Source organism: Enterobacter sp. MGH 38 (genome assembly GCF_000492855.1).
GTDB classification, from domain to species: domain Bacteria; phylum Pseudomonadota; class Gammaproteobacteria; order Enterobacterales; family Enterobacteriaceae; genus Enterobacter; species Enterobacter hormaechei_C.
Genome location: NZ_KI535608.1, coordinates 368453 through 385470, shown reverse-complemented (window position 1 = coordinate 385470; position 17018 = coordinate 368453). Strand labels below are relative to the sequence as shown.

The 17018-nt window shown below is 55.8% G+C and carries 17 protein-coding genes; 10 read left to right on the top strand and 7 right to left on the bottom strand.

Translation table 11 applies throughout. The features are described 5' to 3' along the window. Positions 1-6: 6 nt before the first annotated feature. On the bottom strand, positions 7-300 hold the full coding sequence (locus L384_RS09515) for a copper-binding protein (RefSeq protein ID WP_023324309.1): 294 nt from the start codon (positions 298-300) through the stop codon (positions 7-9). A 53-nt stretch (positions 301-353) separates the two neighbouring features. After that, complete coding sequence (locus L384_RS09520) at positions 354-755, bottom strand: hypothetical protein (RefSeq protein ID WP_023315616.1); 402 nt, start codon at positions 753-755, stop codon at positions 354-356. A 339-nt stretch (positions 756-1094) separates the two neighbouring features. On the opposite strand from L384_RS09520, the gene dcuC reads away from it, so the two are divergent. The 7 genes from dcuC to ptsP all read left to right on the top strand — a co-directional run bounded on the left by dcuC (position 1095) and on the right by ptsP (position 9794). After that, on the top strand, positions 1095-2462 hold the full coding sequence (dcuC, locus tag L384_RS09525; protein ID WP_017382481.1) for an anaerobic C4-dicarboxylate transporter DcuC: 1368 nt from the start codon (positions 1095-1097) through the stop codon (positions 2460-2462). Between the two features lie 94 nt (positions 2463-2556). Then, on the top strand, positions 2557-3366 hold the full coding sequence (gene rna / locus L384_RS09530) for a ribonuclease I (RefSeq protein ID WP_023324308.1): 810 nt from the start codon (positions 2557-2559) through the stop codon (positions 3364-3366). 171 nt (positions 3367-3537) lie between these two features. Further along, the gene (locus L384_RS09535) at positions 3538-3861 is read left to right on the top strand and encodes a PTS fructose transporter subunit IIB (protein WP_017382483.1); all 324 of its coding nucleotides are present in this window, start codon (positions 3538-3540) and stop codon (positions 3859-3861) included. A 27-nt stretch (positions 3862-3888) separates the two neighbouring features. Beyond that, positions 3889-5139, top strand: coding sequence for a PTS fructose transporter subunit IIC (locus L384_RS09540; protein ID WP_003858745.1), 1251 nt, complete (start codon positions 3889-3891; stop codon positions 5137-5139). 11 nt (positions 5140-5150) lie between these two features. Beyond that, positions 5151-6233: an aminopeptidase gene (gene ypdF, locus L384_RS09545; protein WP_023324307.1), complete on the top strand. Its 1083-nt coding sequence runs from the start codon at positions 5151-5153 to the stop codon at positions 6231-6233. 2 nt (positions 6234-6235) lie between these two features. Then, positions 6236-7276 carry an aminopeptidase gene (gene ypdE / locus L384_RS09550; RefSeq protein WP_023324306.1) on the top strand — a complete coding sequence of 347 codons (1041 nt, stop codon included), beginning with the start codon at positions 6236-6238 and terminating at the stop codon, positions 7274-7276. Positions 7277-7298: 22 nt separating this feature from the next. Then, positions 7299-9794 carry a phosphoenolpyruvate--protein phosphotransferase gene (gene ptsP, locus L384_RS09555; protein ID WP_023324305.1) on the top strand — a complete coding sequence of 832 codons (2496 nt, stop codon included), beginning with the start codon at positions 7299-7301 and terminating at the stop codon, positions 9792-9794. 3 nt (positions 9795-9797) lie between these two features. Here ptsP and L384_RS09560 read toward each other — a convergent pair whose 3' ends face one another. Both L384_RS09560 and L384_RS09565 read right to left on the bottom strand, forming a co-directional pair. Further along, entirely contained in the window at positions 9798-10652 is an 855-nt protein-coding gene (locus L384_RS09560) for a helix-turn-helix domain-containing protein (protein ID WP_023324304.1), read from the bottom strand. Position 10653: 1 nt separating this feature from the next. Next, entirely contained in the window at positions 10654-11274 is a 621-nt protein-coding gene (locus L384_RS09565) for a flavin reductase family protein (RefSeq protein ID WP_003858756.1), read from the bottom strand. Between the two features lie 262 nt (positions 11275-11536). Here L384_RS09565 and rnk point away from each other — a divergent pair, with 262 nt between their 5' ends. Further along, positions 11537-11947 (top strand): nucleoside diphosphate kinase regulator, encoded by a 411-nt coding sequence (rnk, locus tag L384_RS09570; protein WP_006809650.1) that lies wholly within the window; start codon positions 11537-11539, stop codon positions 11945-11947. A gap of 137 nt (positions 11948-12084) precedes the next feature. After that, entirely contained in the window at positions 12085-12174 is a 90-nt protein-coding gene (yldA, locus tag L384_RS22865; RefSeq protein ID WP_015571155.1) for a small membrane protein YldA, read from the top strand. Between the two features lie 10 nt (positions 12175-12184). Here the strand turns inward: yldA and L384_RS09575 are convergent, their stop codons facing one another. Then, positions 12185-13423, bottom strand: coding sequence for a zinc-dependent alcohol dehydrogenase (locus L384_RS09575; RefSeq protein ID WP_023324303.1), 1239 nt, complete (start codon positions 13421-13423; stop codon positions 12185-12187). A gap of 181 nt (positions 13424-13604) precedes the next feature. Here L384_RS09575 and uspG point away from each other — a divergent pair, with 181 nt between their 5' ends. Then, positions 13605-14033 (top strand): universal stress protein UspG, encoded by a 429-nt coding sequence (gene uspG / locus L384_RS09580; protein WP_022650588.1) that lies wholly within the window; start codon positions 13605-13607, stop codon positions 14031-14033. Between the two features lie 59 nt (positions 14034-14092). On the opposite strand, the gene ahpF is transcribed toward uspG, so the two are convergent. Then, complete coding sequence (gene ahpF, locus L384_RS09585) at positions 14093-15658, bottom strand: alkyl hydroperoxide reductase subunit F (protein WP_022650587.1); 1566 nt, start codon at positions 15656-15658, stop codon at positions 14093-14095. A gap of 242 nt (positions 15659-15900) precedes the next feature. Then, entirely contained in the window at positions 15901-16464 is a 564-nt protein-coding gene (ahpC, locus tag L384_RS09590; RefSeq protein WP_003858764.1) for an alkyl hydroperoxide reductase subunit C, read from the bottom strand. Positions 16465-17018 lie beyond the last annotated feature (554 nt).

Sequence of the window (17018 nt, the reverse complement as noted above, 5' to 3'; positions counted from 1 at the left end):
CCTCGCTTAGCGCGCTGGCGTCAGCGAGATAATCTGGAAACCGTCACCCGCACGCTGAAGCGTGAAGGTCACCTCATCCCCCGGTTTGGCGCCATTCAGCGTAGCGCCGGCAGATAAAGTAAACGGCATGGTCATTGCTGGCCATTTTAGTTCCGGTATGGCCTCGTGCCGGAGCATGACGGCGCTGTCAGAGATCGACTGAACCACGCCGCGGCCCTGCCAGGTCTGGTTTGCCTGGGCGGTATAAGAAGCGAAAGATACGGACGCGCCAACCAGCGCGGAAAGGAATACGGTACGCATGATAAAACTCCTGTTAAACGTTAAGTAAATAAAATCAACGAATTAACAGGTTTTTACTCCCGAAACCGGCAATAGCGGATCGTTGCCGGCGGCCCCACAGCAGGAGGGGTAACGGACCACGCAGAATGGCTTGCAGACGAGCACTCTGGGGTCGTTAAGGTCAGGGTCATGGCGGCAGGCAGCGCCACCAGATGCGGCTGGGCAGGATCTTTTTGTACCTGATCCGGCACACAATGTTTTTCACACAGCGGTGAAGCACCGGCAGCATAATGCGGCCCCGGTTGCGCCATCATCTCCATGTGCTGGATAGTGGCCACCTCACCGCGCAAATCCATTGAACATTGATGGGAGGCGACGGCCACCTGAGTCTGGATCAACAGCCAGCCAAACGCCAGCAAAAACATCAGCAGATGTTTTTTGATAAAGCGCAGGCGATATGTCCAGCTGGCGTACATATTGAGATCGTCGGACAGGAGAAAGTGAACCGAGTATAAGCAGGCAAAAGAATGAAAGAGAAGTGGTTTTAAAGAGATTTACGTTTTAAATCGATTGTCGGCAAGTAATACTCAAAACCTTAACACTTCACCATCAATTTAATGACATATAATATCTATTCATCAGGTCAATAACGTCTTAATATAAATGACGCAGGGCTAGCAAAAATATCGTCATCAGTGCCTTTAGTAGTCTCTTTCTTGATTTTAATCAGCAAGGACTGGACATTTATTCGGCACATTTCAGCTTCTTTTTTATTGATTATTTGTCTCTCGGGCAGCAAGGAAACAGGGGAAATCATGCTTACTTTTCTCGAACTCCTCATTGGAGTCGTGGTCATTGTCGGTGTAGCACGCTACATCATTAAAGGTTACTCAGCCACCGGCGTGCTATTTGTCGGCGGCCTGACGCTGCTGATCATTAGCGCGCTAATGGGTCATCAGGTTTTACCCGCCAGCGAAGCCAGTACCGGATATACCGCTACCGATATTGTGGAATATATAAAAATTCTGCTGATGAGCCGCGGCGGCGATCTGGGCATGATGATCATGATGCTCTGCGGATTTGCTGCCTATATGACCCATATCGGCGCGAATGATATGGTGGTAAAGCTGGCTTCTAAGCCGCTGCAATATATTAACTCCCCCTATCTGCTGATGGTCGCGGCCTATTTCCTGGCCTGTCTGATGTCATTAGCCGTTTCCTCAGCAACGGGCCTTGGCGTGCTGTTAATGGCAACTTTATTCCCGGTAATGGTTAACGTCGGGATCAGCCGTGGTGCAGCGGCGGCTATTTGCGCCTCTCCGGCGGCGATTATTCTCTCCCCTACTTCCGGTGACGTAGTGCTGGCCGCGAAAGCCGCGGAAATGTCGCTAATTGACTTCGCCTTCAAAACCACACTGCCGATCTCCATCACCGCTATTCTCGGCATGGGCGTGGCGCATTTCTTCTGGCAGCGCTATCTCGATAAGAAAGAGAACGTCAGCCACGAAATGATGGACGTCAGCGAAATCACCACTACCGCCCCGGCGTTTTATTCCATCCTGCCCTTCACGCCGATTATTGGCGTGCTTATTTTCGACGGCAAATGGGGCCCGCAGCTGCACATCATCACTATCCTGGTGATCTGTATGCTGCTGGCGGCCATCCTGGAGTTCGTTCGTGGTTTTAACACCCAGAAAGTGTTCACGGGTCTGGAAGTAGCCTTCCGCGGTATGGCGGATGCCTTCGCGGGCGTGGTGATGCTGCTGGTTGCCGCGGGGGTGTTTGCCCAGGGGCTGAGCACCATCGGCTTTATTCAGAGCCTGATCTCTATCGCCACCTCGTTCGGCTCGGCCAGCATTATCCTGATGCTGGTGCTGGTGGTGCTGACCATGCTGGCGGCGATGACCACCGGCTCCGGTAACGCGCCGTTCTACGCCTTTGTTGAGATGATCCCTAAGCTGGCACACTCCTCCGGCATCAACCCGGCTTACCTGTCCATTCCAATGCTTCAGGCCTCCAACCTGGGTCGTACCATTTCTCCGGTATCGGGCGTGGTGGTTGCGGTTGCGGGGATGGCGAAAATCTCTCCGTTTGAAGTGGTAAAACGCACGTCAGTGCCGGTGCTGGTTGGCCTGATTATCGTTATTATCGCCACCGAAGTACTGGTTCCCGGCGCTGCCTAAGCGAAATTCCTGATTTCCAAAAAGCGCCTGCGGGCGCTTTTTGTGCTTTAATAACCCCCAGAAATTAATCGCGCCCAACCAATCAGGAAAGCAAATGTTCAGGAAGGATATCGTTATCCCGTCTGGCGCAGTAGCGCTTGCACTCTGTGTCTTCTCAATTCAGGCAGATCCGCTTAAGCCAACCCAGTACGGCGATTTCGATCGCTACGTTCTGGCCCTTTCCTGGCAAACCGGATTTTGCCAGAGCATGGTCGAACGTAACCGTGACGAACCGGAAGAGTGTCGCCTGCAAAAAGAGAGCAGCAACAAAACCGATTTTCTGACCGTCCACGGCTTATGGCCAGCATTGCCGAAATCGATTGCCGCTCGCGGAGTGGATGAACGCCGCTGGATGCGCTTCGGCTGCGCCACTCGTCCGGTTCCGAATATGCCGGAAGCAAAAGCCAGCCGCAAATGTGACGCCGCAGAGACCGGACTATCGCTAACGGGCGCGGCGAAGCTGAACAGCGTGATGCCCGGCGCGGGCGGCAACTCCTGCCTTGAACGTTATGAATACGCGAAACACGGCGTCTGCTTTGGTTTTGATCCCGACGCTTACTTCGGCACCATGGTGCGCATGAACCAGGAAGTGAAGCACAGCGCGGCAGGAAAATTTCTGGCGGAAAACTATGGCAAAAGCGTCCGCCGCAGCGACTTCGATGCAGCCGTGGCCAAAAGCTGGGGAAAACAGAGCGTAAAAGCGTTCAAGCTTACCTGCCACGGCAATCCGGCTTATCTGACCGAAATGCAGATCTCGCTGAACGCCAGCACCATCAACAACCCACTCTCTGCCGGCTCCTTTGCGCCACAGCCGCATCCGGGCAACTGCGGCAAACAGTTTGTCATTGATAAAGCCGGTTACTGATGCTGCGCCGGGCAACTTTTTGCCCGGTTTTCATTGGTTTCGTGATATGACGATTAACCTCACACTTCCGCTCACACGCATCATTTTTCCAGCAAAAGCATTATTAATCCGGTAAACATCACTGAAACCTCCCTGTCATAATCGTGGCGTTATCTACAGGAGGAATTTCACATGGCTAAAAAACTGATTGCACTGTGCGCCTGCCCGATGGGCCTGGCACATACCTTCATGGCAGCCCAGGCGCTGGAAGACGCGGCGACGGAAGCCGGTTATGAGGTAAAAATTGAAACCCAGGGCGCGGACGGGATCCAGAATCGCCTGACCCCGCAGGATATTGCCGACGCTGACATTATCATCCACGCCATCGCGATCACCCCGGAAGACAATGAACGCTTCGAAACGCGCGACGTGTATGAGATTACGCTTCAGGACGCCATTAAAAACGCGGCAGGCACCCTGAAAGAGATCGAAGAGATGATTGCAGCAGAACAATAATAATCTTCACATCCAGGGGTTTTCGTCATGGCTATTAAAAAACGCAGCGCGGTTCGCCCGGACAGTCACGAGGGTGACACACTTGCCATCAAATCCGCACCGGTTGCCGCCGGTGCGTCTTTCTGGAAAGAGCTTCCACAGCACATTATGTCGGGGATATCCCGCATGGTGCCAACACTTATCATGGGCGGGGTTATCCTCGCCATTTCACAGCTTATCGCCTACGTCTGGCTGGAGATCCCGCCTGACACCGGTATTCTCGACGCGCTTAACTCAGGCAAATTCACCGGTTTCAATCTCTCGCTATTGAAATTTGGCTATCTGACTGAATCGTTCGGCGGGCTGCTGTTCAGCTTCGCCATCCCAATGTTTGCCGCCTTTGTCGCCAACTCTATCGGCGGAAAACTGGCCTTCCCGGCCGGGTTTATCGGTGGCCTTGTCGCCACGCAGCCGACGCTGGTGCTGAACTTTGATGCGGAAAAACTGACCTGGCTTGCCACCAAACCCGTGCCCTCCACGTTTATTGGCGCGCTGATTATCGCCATAGCCGCAGGCTATCTGGTCAAATGGCTGAATAGCCGCATTAACGTTCCACAGTATCTGCTGGCCTTTAAAAGCACCTTTCTGATCCCAATCCTCTCGGCGCTGTTTGTGATGCTGGCGATGTATTACATCATCACGCCGATTGGCGGCTGGCTGAATGCAGGTATGCGGACCGTACTGCTGGCGGCGGGTCAGGCGGGCTCCATGATGTACGCCATCGGGATGGCGGCGGCCACGGCGATTGATCTTGGCGGCCCCATTAACAAAGCGGCGGGATTTGTTGGCCTGGGGCTGACAACCGATCATGTCCTGCCCATCACCTCCCGCGCCGTGGCGATTGTTATTCCGCCCATTGGTCTGGGGCTGGCCACGCTGATTGACCATCGTCTGACCGGCAAACGCCTGTTTAGTCCGCAGCTTTATCCGCAAGGCAAAACGGCCATGTTCCTCGCCTTTATGGGCATCAGTGAAGGGGCCATCCCGTTCCTGCTGGAAAATCCGCTTGCGACGCTGCCGGCGTATATGGCGGGCGCGATCGCCGGTGCAATGACTGCCACCGCGCTCGGTGCCGTGCAGTGGTTCCCTGAATCGGCGATCTGGGCGTGGCCACTGGTCACCAATCTGGGAGCGTACATGCTCAGTATTGTGGTCGGGGCGGCGATCACCGCGCTGTTGGTAGTGATTATTCGTAACAGTCTGCACAAGCGCGGGAAACTCGCTATCGACACGCTGTAACGGGGTGAACCATGGAATTACTGAGAAGGCTTCGTACCTGGCTGGCTGCGGAAAAACTGGACGGCGTGCTCATCTCTTCGCGCCAGAATAAACAGCCGCACCTGGGCATTTCAACCGGTTCGGGATATGTGCTGGTGACACAAACCGCGGCACATATCCTGGTGGATTTCCGTTACTACAGCGATATCGCTTCACGAGCGGCGGGCTATGAGATGCATCTGCTTAACACGGAGAACCCGTTTGCGCAGGCGGTGAACCAGATTATTGCGAAGGAAGCTCTCAACCGTCTTGGCTTTGAGGGTGAATACGTGAGCTGGCAAACAGGCGTGCTGTGGCGCGATACGCTGAATACCGCCCTTTGCAGCACCTCGCTTGACGCGCTGCGGCAGATAAAAACCGCTGACGAAATCGACCGTATCCGTGCAGCATGCGGCATTGCCGACCGCGCCGCACAGCACATCCGGCGTTTCATTCAGCCCGGTATGCGCGAACGTGAAGTCGCTGCCGAGCTGGAGTGGTTTATGAAGCAGGAGGGCGCGGACAAGCCCTCTTTCGACACCATTGTCGCCAGCGGGCCGCGCGGTGCGCTGCCCCACGGCAAAGCCTCTGACAAAGTGATTATGTCTGGCGAGATGATCACCCTTGATTTCGGCGCCCAACACCAGGGGTATTGCTCGGATATGACAAGGACCTTTCTTGTCGCCGGGCAAAACACGCCGCCGGAGGAACACCCTCTCTATGCGGTGTACCAGATCGTTCTGGCGGCACAACAGGCAGCTATTGATGCCATCCGCCCCGGCGTTTCCTGTCATCAGATCGATAGCGCCGCACGTTCCGTGATTGAACGTGCAGGTTACGGTCCGCAGTTCGGGCATAACACCGGCCATGCCATTGGTATTGATGTTCATGAAAATCCACGTTTTTCCCCTACCGACCGCACCCCGTTGCAGCCCGGCATGGTGCTGACCGTTGAGCCGGGGATCTACCTTGAACACCTGGGCGGGGTACGAATTGAAGATGTGGTGCTGGTGACGGAAACGGGCGCCGAGGTGCTTTATACCTTCGACAAACGGCTATTGCTGACGGGAGAATAAGAGTGGACAGAGATTTACTGCGCGCCCTGAGCGAAGCAGACGCCATTGCGGCCTCAGAGCAAGAGGTGCGCGACATCCTGCTCAGTGAGGCGCAAAAGTACCATAAAGAGGTTCAGTTTGATGGGCTGGGTTCCGTGCTTATCCGCGTCAACCAGAGCCGGGGCCCGAAGGTGATGGTCTGCGCCCATATGGATGAAGTCGGTTTTATGGTGCGCAGCGTCTCGCGCGAAGGGGCCATTGATGTCCTGCCCATCGGCAACGTGCGCATGATGGCCCGTACCCTTCAGCCGGTGCGCATCACCACGCGTAACGGGAAAAAAATACCGGGACTGCTGGATGGGGATCTGAAAGGAGAAAACGTTGACAATTTGCGTGTCGACATTGGCGCGACGTCGGCGGAGGAGGTGTTCGCCGCCGGTATCGACGCAGGCGACCGCGTGACGTTCGATACACCCTTTCAAATCCTTCCCCACAATCGGGTGATGGGTAAAGCCTTCGACGATCGCCTCGGCTGTTACCTGCTGATCGCGCTGCTGCGCGAGCTGCACCAGACGCCGCTCGACTGCGAGCTTTGGCTGGTGGCCAGCTCAAGTGAAGAGGTCGGCCTGCGCGGCGGCCAGACCGCCACGCGCGCCATTCATCCTGATATCGCGCTGGTGCTGGATACCGCCTGCTGGTCAAAAAATTTCGATTATGGCAGCGCCAACCATCGCCAGATCGGTGCGGGCCCGATGCTGGTGCTGTACGACAAAACGCTCATCGCCCCAGCCAAACTGATTGCGCTGGCTGAGACAATCGCGCGCTCGCAGGGGATCCCGCTGCAAAAAGACATGTTCAGCAACGGCGGAACGGACGGCGGGGCGATCCATCTCTTCGGCACTGGCGTGCCGACTCTTGTGCTTGGTCCCCCTACCCGACACGGGCACTGCGCGGCATCCATTGCCGACGAAAAAGACATTCATCACACCCAACAACTGCTTGTCGCGCTTGTGGCAGGCATGAACCGTGAGACCGTGGATCATCTGACGGACTTCAGATGCTGATCTCACGCGGCCAGGAGGAAGTATGCTTTCAATTGAATTTTTCTGCCCACTGCCCAACGGCCTGCATGCGCGTCCGGCCTGGGCGTTAAAAGAGCAGTGCAGCGCATGGCGCAGCGATATCCGTTTTATCAACAGAAGGCTTCACACTCATGCGGATGCCAAAAGCTCGCTGGCGCTGATCAGTACCGGTACGCTGTTTAATGACAGCTGCGTGCTGGAAATTAACGGCGGCGACGAGGAGCAGGCCCGACGCGTGCTGGAGGCATATCTCACCGGCGCGTTTATCGACAGCGACAGTATTCCCTCCGGCGACGCGCCGCACGTTGCGCATCCACTGCCCCGCTCGCTCGTAAGGCTTGCTCCCCATCTTCAGCACGGCATTACGCTCGCCAGTGGCATCGGGGCTGGCACTCTGCGAGGCTGGCAGAGCGATAACCTCAAACGTTATTGTCAGATCCCCGCCTCGCCGGAAGATATTACTCGCCTGGAACACAGCCTGGCGACGCTGGCCGAACGGCTCAACCACCGCTTGCGCGGGCTAGACGGCGAGAGTAAAACCATTCTCAGCGCGCATCTTTCACTGATCCAGGATGAGGAGTTTGGCGGCACCATACGCCGACTGATCGCCGAGGAGCGGCTAAGCCTTGCGGAGGCGATCATTCGTAATATGGAGCTGATCTGCGAAAAGCTGTCACTCTCCGCCAGCGATTACCTGCGTGAACGCGTCAGCGATATTCGCGACATCAGCGAGCAGCTTCTTAACATTACCTGGCCGGAGTTGCAGCAAACCTCCGCATTCACCCTCAGCGCCCCCACTATTCTGGTGGCGGAAGATCTGACGCCCAGCCAGTTTCTCAGCCTCGACACGCAGTACCTGAAAGGCATGGTGCTTGAAAAAACAGGCCGGACGTCGCATACGCTGATCCTGGCACGCGCGGCCTCCGTGCCTGTGCTGAGTGGTTTAACGGTCGCCTCACTGGCGCCGTTGATGGGAAAAGAGGTCATTCTGGACGGCATCTGTAGCGTGCTGGTCGTTGAACCCAACGACGCGGTGAATGATTACTACAGCGTGGCGCAGCGCCTTGCCGACCGACGCCACCAGCAGCAGATCAAAGATGCGGGTCTTCCAGCGCTCACCCGCGACAACGTACCGGTAGAGATTGCCGCCAACATCGGCAGCGCGCTGGAAGCGCCCGGGGCGTTTACCTGCGGCGCGCAGGGTATCGGGCTGTTTCGCACTGAAATGCTGTATATGGACAGAGACACCGCGCCGGACGAGCAGGAGCAATTCGAAGCCTATCAGCAGGTGCTGCTCTCCGCGCAGGGCAAGCCGGTCATCTTTCGCACAATGGACATCGGCGGCGATAAGCAGATCCCTTACCTGAACATTCCCCAGGAAGAAAACCCGTTCCTCGGCTATCGCGCCGTTCGCATTTATCCCGAATTTGCCGATCTCTTCCGCACCCAACTGCGCGCGATCTTACGCGCAGGCGCAAGCGGCAATGCGCTGTTGATGATCCCGATGGTGCACAGCCTCGATCAGATTTTATGGATCAAACAGGAGCTGCAAAACGTTCGTGACGCCCTGGCCTCACAGGGGTTACGTCACACCGCGCGCCTGCCGCTGGGGATCATGGTTGAAGTGCCTTCAGTCTGCTTTATCATCGATCACTTCTGCGAAGAGGTGGATTTCTTCAGTATCGGCTCGAACGATATGACTCAGTATCTCTACGCTGTCGATCGCAACAACCCGCGCGTTTCGGGGCTGTATAACCCCATCACACCGTCTTTTTTACGCATGGTTCGCCAGATCGTCACCGCAGCGCATCGTCACGGGAAATGGGTCGGCATTTGCGGGGAACTTGGCGGAGAGCAGCGCTACCTCCCTCTTCTGCTTGGGCTGGGCTTAGATGAGTTCAGCATGAGCGGGCCGCGCATCCCTGCGGTAAAAAACCAGTTGCGTCAGCTGGACATGGCGACCTGCCGGGCGCTGGCAGATAAGGCCTGCGACAGCCGCAGCGCAGAGGAGATTGAAGCCCTGCTGGCGGATTTCACACCGGAAGCGCCGCCGCGTCCATTGCTGGCGCTGGAGACTATCGTGGTCAATGAGCCGCTGACCTCAAAAGAGCAGGTGCTTCAATTCTTATGCGGAAATCTTGCGATTCATGGCAGGACCGAAAACCCGCTCGAGCTTGAAGAAGATCTCTGGCAGCGCGAAGAGATTGTCACCACCGCCGTCGGGTTTGGCGTGGCGATCCCTCACACCAAATCGCAATGGATACGCCACTCCAGCATCAGCATTGCCCGTCTGGACAAGGCGATTGACTGGGAGTCGGATTTGGGCGACGTCGAGCTGGTGATCATGCTGACGCTCGGCGCTCAGGAAGGGATTAATCACGTGAAGGTCTTTTCCCAGCTGGCGCGGAAGCTGGTCAATAAAACGTTTCGCGAGTCGCTGTTTGCAGCAACGACGCCGCAAAGTATCCTGGATCTGTTGAACGCAGAAATCACGTTCTGACTGTCACTGAAAGCGTGCGCGATACTCCCCCGGCGTCAGGCCAAACTGGCGCCGGAACAGACGGCTAAAATAGTCGCTATCGGCATAGCCGCAGCGCTTCGCCACTTCCCCCACCGGCAGGTGGTATTTTTGCAGGATGGTTCTCGCCTTCGCCATACGCACCCAACGAACGTAATCCACAAAACTCATCGTCCCCTGTTGAGAGAACAGGCGTGACAGATGGTTAGCCGAAATATTAAACAGCGAAGCGACGCTGTCCCGCGACAGGGGTTCAGCATAGTTTTCCTGCACCCAGTTACAAATGCTCTGATAGAGGAAATCCCCGCGCGACACTCCCGGTTCAGGCAGCGACGACACCACTTTACGGCACCAGTGCAGCAGGCTCAGCACCAGTGGTTGAATAATAGCCTGGTCCTGCGGGGAAGCGCTCAGGTGCGTCAGGGCCATCAGCATCGCGGCACACTCACCTCGTTCAGGGTGAGGAAGCTCCACGTGTCGCTGCGCAGGCACGGATCGCCCGTGCCGGGTATCATGAAACACCAGCCCCAGCCACGACGGCGCGAAAAGAATGCTCAGCAGCATGACCGGTCGTTCAAACACCGGGACGCTGGCGGCCTGGGCGGGAAGAAACAGCATTTCCCCCTGGTGGAGGGGCTGCTGCCCGGCAACCAGTCTGTTGCCATATTCCCCGCGAAGAACGACGTCAAGCCGTGGCCAGTCGCGGCTCACGCTTCCGATAGCGTCAGACGCGCCACGATGAGCAAACCAGACTCGCCCCAACTGCTGTGGGTTGAGCACCAGGCCGCTCAACAGATCGGCAAAAAACTGCTGATCGGCGGGCAACAGGGTTGCGCGCATATTACCCCCTGCGCGCATCCGGGCGTACCAGGTCGAAGCGATGGCTATCACTGATGGCATAGTAGGCCGTCGGTCCACCCGCACGCAGAATGGGCTGCGCTTTCGCGGTCTGATAAATCCCCTCTTCCAGCAAACTCTCGGCGATATGGACGCCCACGACTTCGCCGAGCACCAGCCAGGTATCAATCGGTGTCCCATCCGCGCCGGTAAGCTGAATGCACTGTGACAATCGACACTCGAAATTCACCGGGCTTTCCGCCACGCGCGGCGAGCTCACAAGCTGGCTGGCTACGGGCGTCAGGCCGGCAAAGGTAAATTCATCCTCGCCATGAGGGAGCGTGGCGGAGGTTTCATTCATCGCCTCGGCCAGATCGCGCGTTGCGAGGTTCCAGACAAACTCCCCCGTTTCGGTAATATTCCGCACGCTATCCTTCCAGCCATTGCTGGAAAAACCAATGATCGGTGGGCGATAGTTAAAACAGTTAAAGAAGCTGTACGGGGCAAGGTTCAGTTGACCGGCCTTATCACAGGATGAGATCCAGCCAATCGGACGTGGACCGATAATGGCGTTCAGCGGGTCGTGCGGCAGGCCGTGCCCCTGAGAAGGTTGGTAAAAGTACATATCGCTCTCTCTACGCTGGGGCTGCAACGCGCATTGCCCGGGTTCAGTCTTTCCAGCGTAACGAAATTTCCGTTCAGCGTGAATCGGGACGCCGGGTTTATTGCCAAAAATTCATATGGCGCATGATTGTGACCTTCATCACTTCAAACTTACGGTTTCAGACAGTATCATCAGCTAAGTTAAACCCTCGCTGCCAGACGGCGAGGGTTTTCTTTTGGATTGGTTTCTGCGTTACACGCAGCATTAACGACATGGAGTAAAAATGTCCAGACCTACGATTATCATCAATGAACTCGACGCAGAACGTATTGACCGACTGTTGGAGAAACCAGAATTCGCCTCGCTGCCGGTAGCCGATGCGCTGAACGAAGAGCTAGACCGGGCGCAGATGTGTACGCCTGAGACCATGCCGCATGATGTGGTCACCATGAACAGCCAGGTGAAGTTCCGCAACCTGACCACCGGCGAGGAGCTCACCCGTACGCTGGTCTATCCGGCGCAGATGACCGACAGCAGCACGCAACTGTCGGTGCTGGCACCCGTGGGCGCGGCGCTGCTTGGACTGCGCACAGGCGATACTATCCACTGGGAACTCCCTGGCGGTGCCTCAGCTCACCTGGAAGTGCTTGAGCTGCTCTACCAGCCCGAAGCCGCTGGCGATTACCTGCGTTAATCCCTTCTGAACAAGCGACCCCGCTTTGCACAGAGGATGCACCCGCATCCTCTTTCCGCAAATTCACCCGATTGTGTTATATCGGACAAAAACCGCTTAATCCACGCTTACTCTGTTGTGGTGCCGTGGGGACGGTCATGGGTGAGATACTTGTTATCACACTGGTTTTTCTCATCATCCTGGCGATCCTCGTCGTGGCGGTGCTATACCTTGAGCGCCACTGGTGAGTGAGGAACCTCACACAACGCCGCCGGGGAAGGCATTCACCAGTCCCTTCACTTTCTGCTGCGCTGCCTCCGGGGTGTCTGCACCAGGCACCAGGATCACCTTGCGGCACTCCTCCTCCCGTTTTTCAAAGATTTTATAGGCGCGCTCCGCATCAGCCAGCGGAAGATAGTGGGTGACAATATCTTCCGGTGTAAGCAGCCCTTTTTCGATAAGCGGCAGCAGCTCTCCCAGCCAGGCATGGACGTGGGTCTGCCCCATCTTAAAGCTCAGCCCTTTATCGAAGGCATCGCCAAACAGGAAGCCGTGTATAAAACCGGCATACACGCCCGGCACGCTGACCACGCCTCCGCGCCGCACCGCAGCAATGCACTGGCGCAGGGCTTTGCCGCTGCTGCCTTCAATTTTCAGGTTACTGAGGATCGTTTCCGTGGTGCTGCCTTTGGCCTCAAACCCGACGGCATCAATCACCGCATCCACTCCGCGCTGTCCGGCCGTTTGCTCAATGATTTTCTCCGCCGCGTCGTTATCGTCATCAAAGTTAATCGGGATCGCGCCGTAGCGCTCCTGGGCAAACCGCAGTCGATAGGGATGATGGTCAACCACAAAAATCTGCTCTGCGCCGAGAAGCCGCGCGCAGGCAATGGTCAGTAACCCCACCGGCCCGGCCCCGAATACGGCGACGCTGGAGCCTTTCTTAATCTGCGCATTTTTCGCCGCCTGCCAGGCGGTAGGCAGAATATCTGACAGGAAAAGCGCTTTGTCGTCAGACAGCAGCTGAGGCACTTTAAACGGCCCCACGTTGCCTTTCGGGACGCGCACATACTCCGCCTGTCCGCCCGGCACGCCGCCGTAAAGATGGCTGTAGCCAAACAGCGCGGCAGGGGCGGGAATTTGCTTTTTGTTCAGCGCCGCGCCCTGCCCGCGATTCGTGTTTTCGCAGGCCGCGTACTGTTGCATCTGGCAAAAGAAGCAGTCACCGCAGGCAATTACAAACGGGATCACCACCCGGTCACCTTTCTGCACGTTCTTCACTTCGCTCCCGCACTCCACCACCTCGCCCATAAATTCATGACCAAAGATATCGCCGTGCTGGACCTTGGGAATTTTTCCGCGATAAAGATGCAAATCAGAACCACAGATCGCCGTGGCCGTTACGCGCAGGATGATATCGTCAGGCTGTTCGATGCCCGGATCGGGGACATTATCGACCCGAACATGATGTGGACCGTGATAGGTGAGAGCTTTCATGCAACCTCCGAAAGGGTGTGGGTAAGCTTATAAAAGGGTAGCTACCTCTCGGGATCTGCCCCGGAATCCGGCTGTTTTGAGATTTATCCTGGCGAGATAAAAAAGTGCTGTCGGGATTACAGAAACCATTTATATTTTGTGGTTGAATGATTTCAGCGTTTATTAACAAGGAGAAACGGTTATGTATCAAACAATCATTATGCCGGTTGATGTTTTTGAAATGGAACTGAGTGATAAGGCTATACGTCACGCGGAATTTCTCGCGCAGCAGGACGGAATTATTCATCTTCTGCATGTTTTGCCGGGCTCTGCCAGCCTGAGCCTGCATCGTTTCGCTGCTGATGTGCGTCGTTTTGAAGAGCATTTACAGCACGAAGCCGAGACGCGCCTGCAAACCATGGTCGGGCACTTCAGCATCGATCCTTCCCGCATCAAAACCCACGTCCGGTTCGGTAGCGTGCGCGACGCCGTTAATGAGCTTGCCGGGGAATTAAATGCCGACGTGGTAGTGATTGGTTCACGTAACCCTTCCATCACCACTCACCTGCTGGGGTCGAACGCCTCCAGCGTGATCCGCCACACCCACATTCCGGTGATGGTCGTCAGATAAAAAAAGAGGCCACCTTTAGGTGGCCTCTGGCATTGCAGGTGTCGTCTTGCTTTCTTTTATTATGCAGTTTTGGTGCGGATCAGGTAATCAAACGAGCTCAGCGACGCTTTCGCACCTTCACCGGTAGCGATGATGATCTGTTTGTACGGCACGGTGGTGCAGTCGCCCGCCGCAAATACGCCCTTAACGCTGGTTTCGCATTTCGCATCGATGATGATCTCGCCCATGCGGTTACGCTCAATAGCGCCTTCCAGCCAGGTGGTGTTTGGCAGCAGGCCAATCTGAACAAAGATCCCTGCCAGCGCTACGCTGTGGATATCGCCGCTCACGCGGTCACGGTATTCCAGACCAGTCACTTTGCTGCCGTCGCCTTTCACTTCTGTCGTCTGGGCATTGAGCACAATGTCGACGTTATTCAGGCTACGCACCTTATCCTGCAACACCTGGTCCGCTTTCATCTCCGGAGCGAACTCCAGCAGGGTAACGTGTTCCACAATTCCCGCCAGATCGATAGCCGCTTCCACGCCGGAGTTACCGCCGCCGATCACCGCGACGCGTTTACCTTTGAACAGCGGGCCGTCACAGTGGGGGCAATAGGTCACGCCTTTGGTGCGATACTGATCTTCGCCCGGGACGTTCATGTTGCGCCATTTCGCGCCGGTGGCAATGATCACGCTGCGCGCCTTCAGCACCGCGCCGGACGCCGTTTCAATCTGGTGCAAACCACCCTCGACCGCCGCCGGAACCAGTTTGCTGGCGCTCTGGCTGTCAATGACATCCACGTCGTAGTCGCTGACGTGCGCTTTCAACGCACCGGCCAGCTTCTGGCCTTCGGTTTTCGGCACGGAAATGTAGTTTTCAATGTCTACGGTATCCAGAACCTGACCACCGAAACGCTCGCCCATCAGACCGGTACGGATCCCTTTACGTGCGGAGTAGACCGCTGCCGCCGCGCCCGCCGGGCCTGAGCCAACAATCAGCACGTCATAAGCATCGCGTTGGTTCAGCTCTTCCGCCGCGCGTTTTTCTGCGCCGGTATCCACTTTGGCGACGATTTCGGTCAGCGTCATGCGCCCCTGGCCGAACTCCTGGCCATTCAGGTAAACCGCCGGAACGCCCATCACGTTGCGCTCGGTGATTTCGTTCTGGAACGTACCGCCGTCAATCGCCGTGTGCTTAATGCGTGGGTTGAGGACTGACATCAGGTTCAGCGCCTGCACCACGTCCGGGCAGTTGTGGCAGGAGAGCGAGTAATAGGTTTCAAACTCAAAATCACCGTCGATATCGCGGATCTGCTCCAGCAGCGCCTGCGCTTCTTTTGACGGATGACCACCGGTCCACAGCAGCGCCAGCACCAGGGACGTAAATTCGTGCCCCAGCGGAGAGCCCGCGAAACGCGGCCCCTGGTCAGACCCTGGGTTGGCGATCAGGAAAGAAGGCTTACGGACTGCCAGCGTGTTGTCTTCTTTGAAGGTCACTTTCGGCGACAGCTCAGCAATCTCTGTCAGCAGTGCTTTGATTTCTGCCGATTTCGCGCTGTCGTCCAGCGTGGCAATCAGCTCAACAGGTTTGGTCAGTTTCTCAAGGTAGGCCTTGAGCTGGGTTTTCATGTTAGTGTCGAGCATTATTCTTCCCTCTCTTAAAACGTCATCATGCAAGCCGCCTTATACGGGCTGCCTGAATGCAACTTGCATCATGGTGCTGGAATGAAATGGGCGCGGGGAGCGCCCATGACTGAAACAATTTCCAAAGTATTTCGCGTCAGAGCAAGGCGGCTAGCCTGAGAATCCCCGGGAGCTTACTGAAGTAAGTGACCGGGGTGAGCAGGCGACGCCAACGCAGCTATGGCGTGAAAAACGACGGAAATTTAGATCTTGCCGACCAGGTCCAGAGATGGCGCCAGCGTCGCTTCGCCTTCTTTCCATTTCGCCGGGCACACTTCGCCTGGGTGAGAAGCAACGTACTGAGCCGCTTTCACTTTGCGCAGCAGGTCAGATGCATCACGGCCGATACCTTCAGCGGTAACTTCGATAGCCTGGATAATGCCCTGCGGGTCAACAACGAAGGTCGCGCGGTCTGCCAGGCCTTCATCTTCACGCATGTTGTCGAAGTTACGGGTCAGGGCGCCAGTCGGGTCGCCGATCATCGCGTATTTGATTTTCGCGATAGTTTCAGAGCTGCTGTGCCACGCTTTGTGGGTGAAGTGGGTATCGGTAGAAACAGAGTAAACGTCTACGCCCAGCTTTTGCAGTTCTTCGTAGTGGTCTGCCACGTCGCCCAGTTCGGTCGGGCAAACGAAGGTGAAGTCAGCCGGATAGAAGAAGAACACGCTCCAGCGGCCTTCGATATCTTTCTCGGTTACTTCGATGAACTCACCGTTTTTGAACGCCTGGTTTTTGAAAGGTTTAATTTTAGTGTTAATCAAAGACATCTGTACTTCCTCCGTGTTTTCGTTGAGATGTAAGGTAACCAACTTTATCCATCGGGGCTAATGCGTATGCTTTATCAAATCAATCAGCCAAACCTTACAACAGCAACAAGACAGCAAGGTGAACCTTTTACAGGAAAGCCTGAAAGTAAAAAGGCCGCCTCAACGGGCGGCCCTGATACCTGAATTCCCCGCAGGTACATTCAGTGCCAGCCGAAGCTGGCGTTGCGTTGCGCTCTACATACCTTGTATCAAGGCCGTAACAGCGCTTTGATTACAGCACCCCTGCGCGCATTGAGCAATGCATAAGAGGGATAGTCCTGCCTATGGCTGTGATAGGCAGTATCGAAGAGGTCTCTGAAAGATTATAAATTTAATTTCATTATGGGTTTCACGCTATATATAAACACCACTTTTCATTCAAATAATTCAATCAAACTTTAAAGATAAAATTATCTTAATTAGTCTTGAAGTTATGTTTCAATAATCCAAAGCCGTGATATATTAAGATCACTTAAATTTTAAATTAAGCGAGTTATTCACACGGATTGTAAAGG

Excerpts from the sequence above, each read along its gene's own strand:
- rna (WP_023324308.1), top strand. The coding sequence starts at position 2,557 with ATGTTCAGGAAGGATATCGTTATCCCGTCTGGCGCAGTAGCGCTTGCA.
- rnk (WP_006809650.1), top strand. The coding sequence starts at position 11,537 with ATGTCCAGACCTACGATTATCATCAATGAACTCGACGCAGAACGTATT.
- ahpC (WP_003858764.1), bottom strand. The coding sequence starts at position 16,464 with ATGTCTTTGATTAACACTAAAATTAAACCTTTCAAAAACCAGGCGTTC.
- yldA (WP_015571155.1), top strand. The coding sequence starts at position 12,085 with ATGGGTGAGATACTTGTTATCACACTGGTTTTTCTCATCATCCTGGCG.
- L384_RS09560 (WP_023324304.1), bottom strand. The coding sequence starts at position 10,652 with ATGCGCGCAACCCTGTTGCCCGCCGATCAGCAGTTTTTTGCCGATCTG.
- L384_RS09520 (WP_023315616.1), bottom strand. The coding sequence starts at position 755 with ATGTACGCCAGCTGGACATATCGCCTGCGCTTTATCAAAAAACATCTG.
- L384_RS09515 (WP_023324309.1), bottom strand. The coding sequence starts at position 300 with ATGCGTACCGTATTCCTTTCCGCGCTGGTTGGCGCGTCCGTATCTTTC.
- L384_RS09540 (WP_003858745.1), top strand. The coding sequence starts at position 3,889 with ATGGCTATTAAAAAACGCAGCGCGGTTCGCCCGGACAGTCACGAGGGT.
- ypdF (WP_023324307.1), top strand. The coding sequence starts at position 5,151 with ATGGAATTACTGAGAAGGCTTCGTACCTGGCTGGCTGCGGAAAAACTG.
- L384_RS09565 (WP_003858756.1), bottom strand. The coding sequence starts at position 11,274 with ATGTACTTTTACCAACCTTCTCAGGGGCACGGCCTGCCGCACGACCCG.
- ahpF (WP_022650587.1), bottom strand. The coding sequence starts at position 15,658 with ATGCTCGACACTAACATGAAAACCCAGCTCAAGGCCTACCTTGAGAAA.
- uspG (WP_022650588.1), top strand. The coding sequence starts at position 13,605 with ATGTATCAAACAATCATTATGCCGGTTGATGTTTTTGAAATGGAACTG.
- dcuC (WP_017382481.1), top strand. The coding sequence starts at position 1,095 with ATGCTTACTTTTCTCGAACTCCTCATTGGAGTCGTGGTCATTGTCGGT.
- L384_RS09535 (WP_017382483.1), top strand. The coding sequence starts at position 3,538 with ATGGCTAAAAAACTGATTGCACTGTGCGCCTGCCCGATGGGCCTGGCA.
- ptsP (WP_023324305.1), top strand. The coding sequence starts at position 7,299 with ATGCTTTCAATTGAATTTTTCTGCCCACTGCCCAACGGCCTGCATGCG.
- L384_RS09575 (WP_023324303.1), bottom strand. The coding sequence starts at position 13,423 with ATGAAAGCTCTCACCTATCACGGTCCACATCATGTTCGGGTCGATAAT.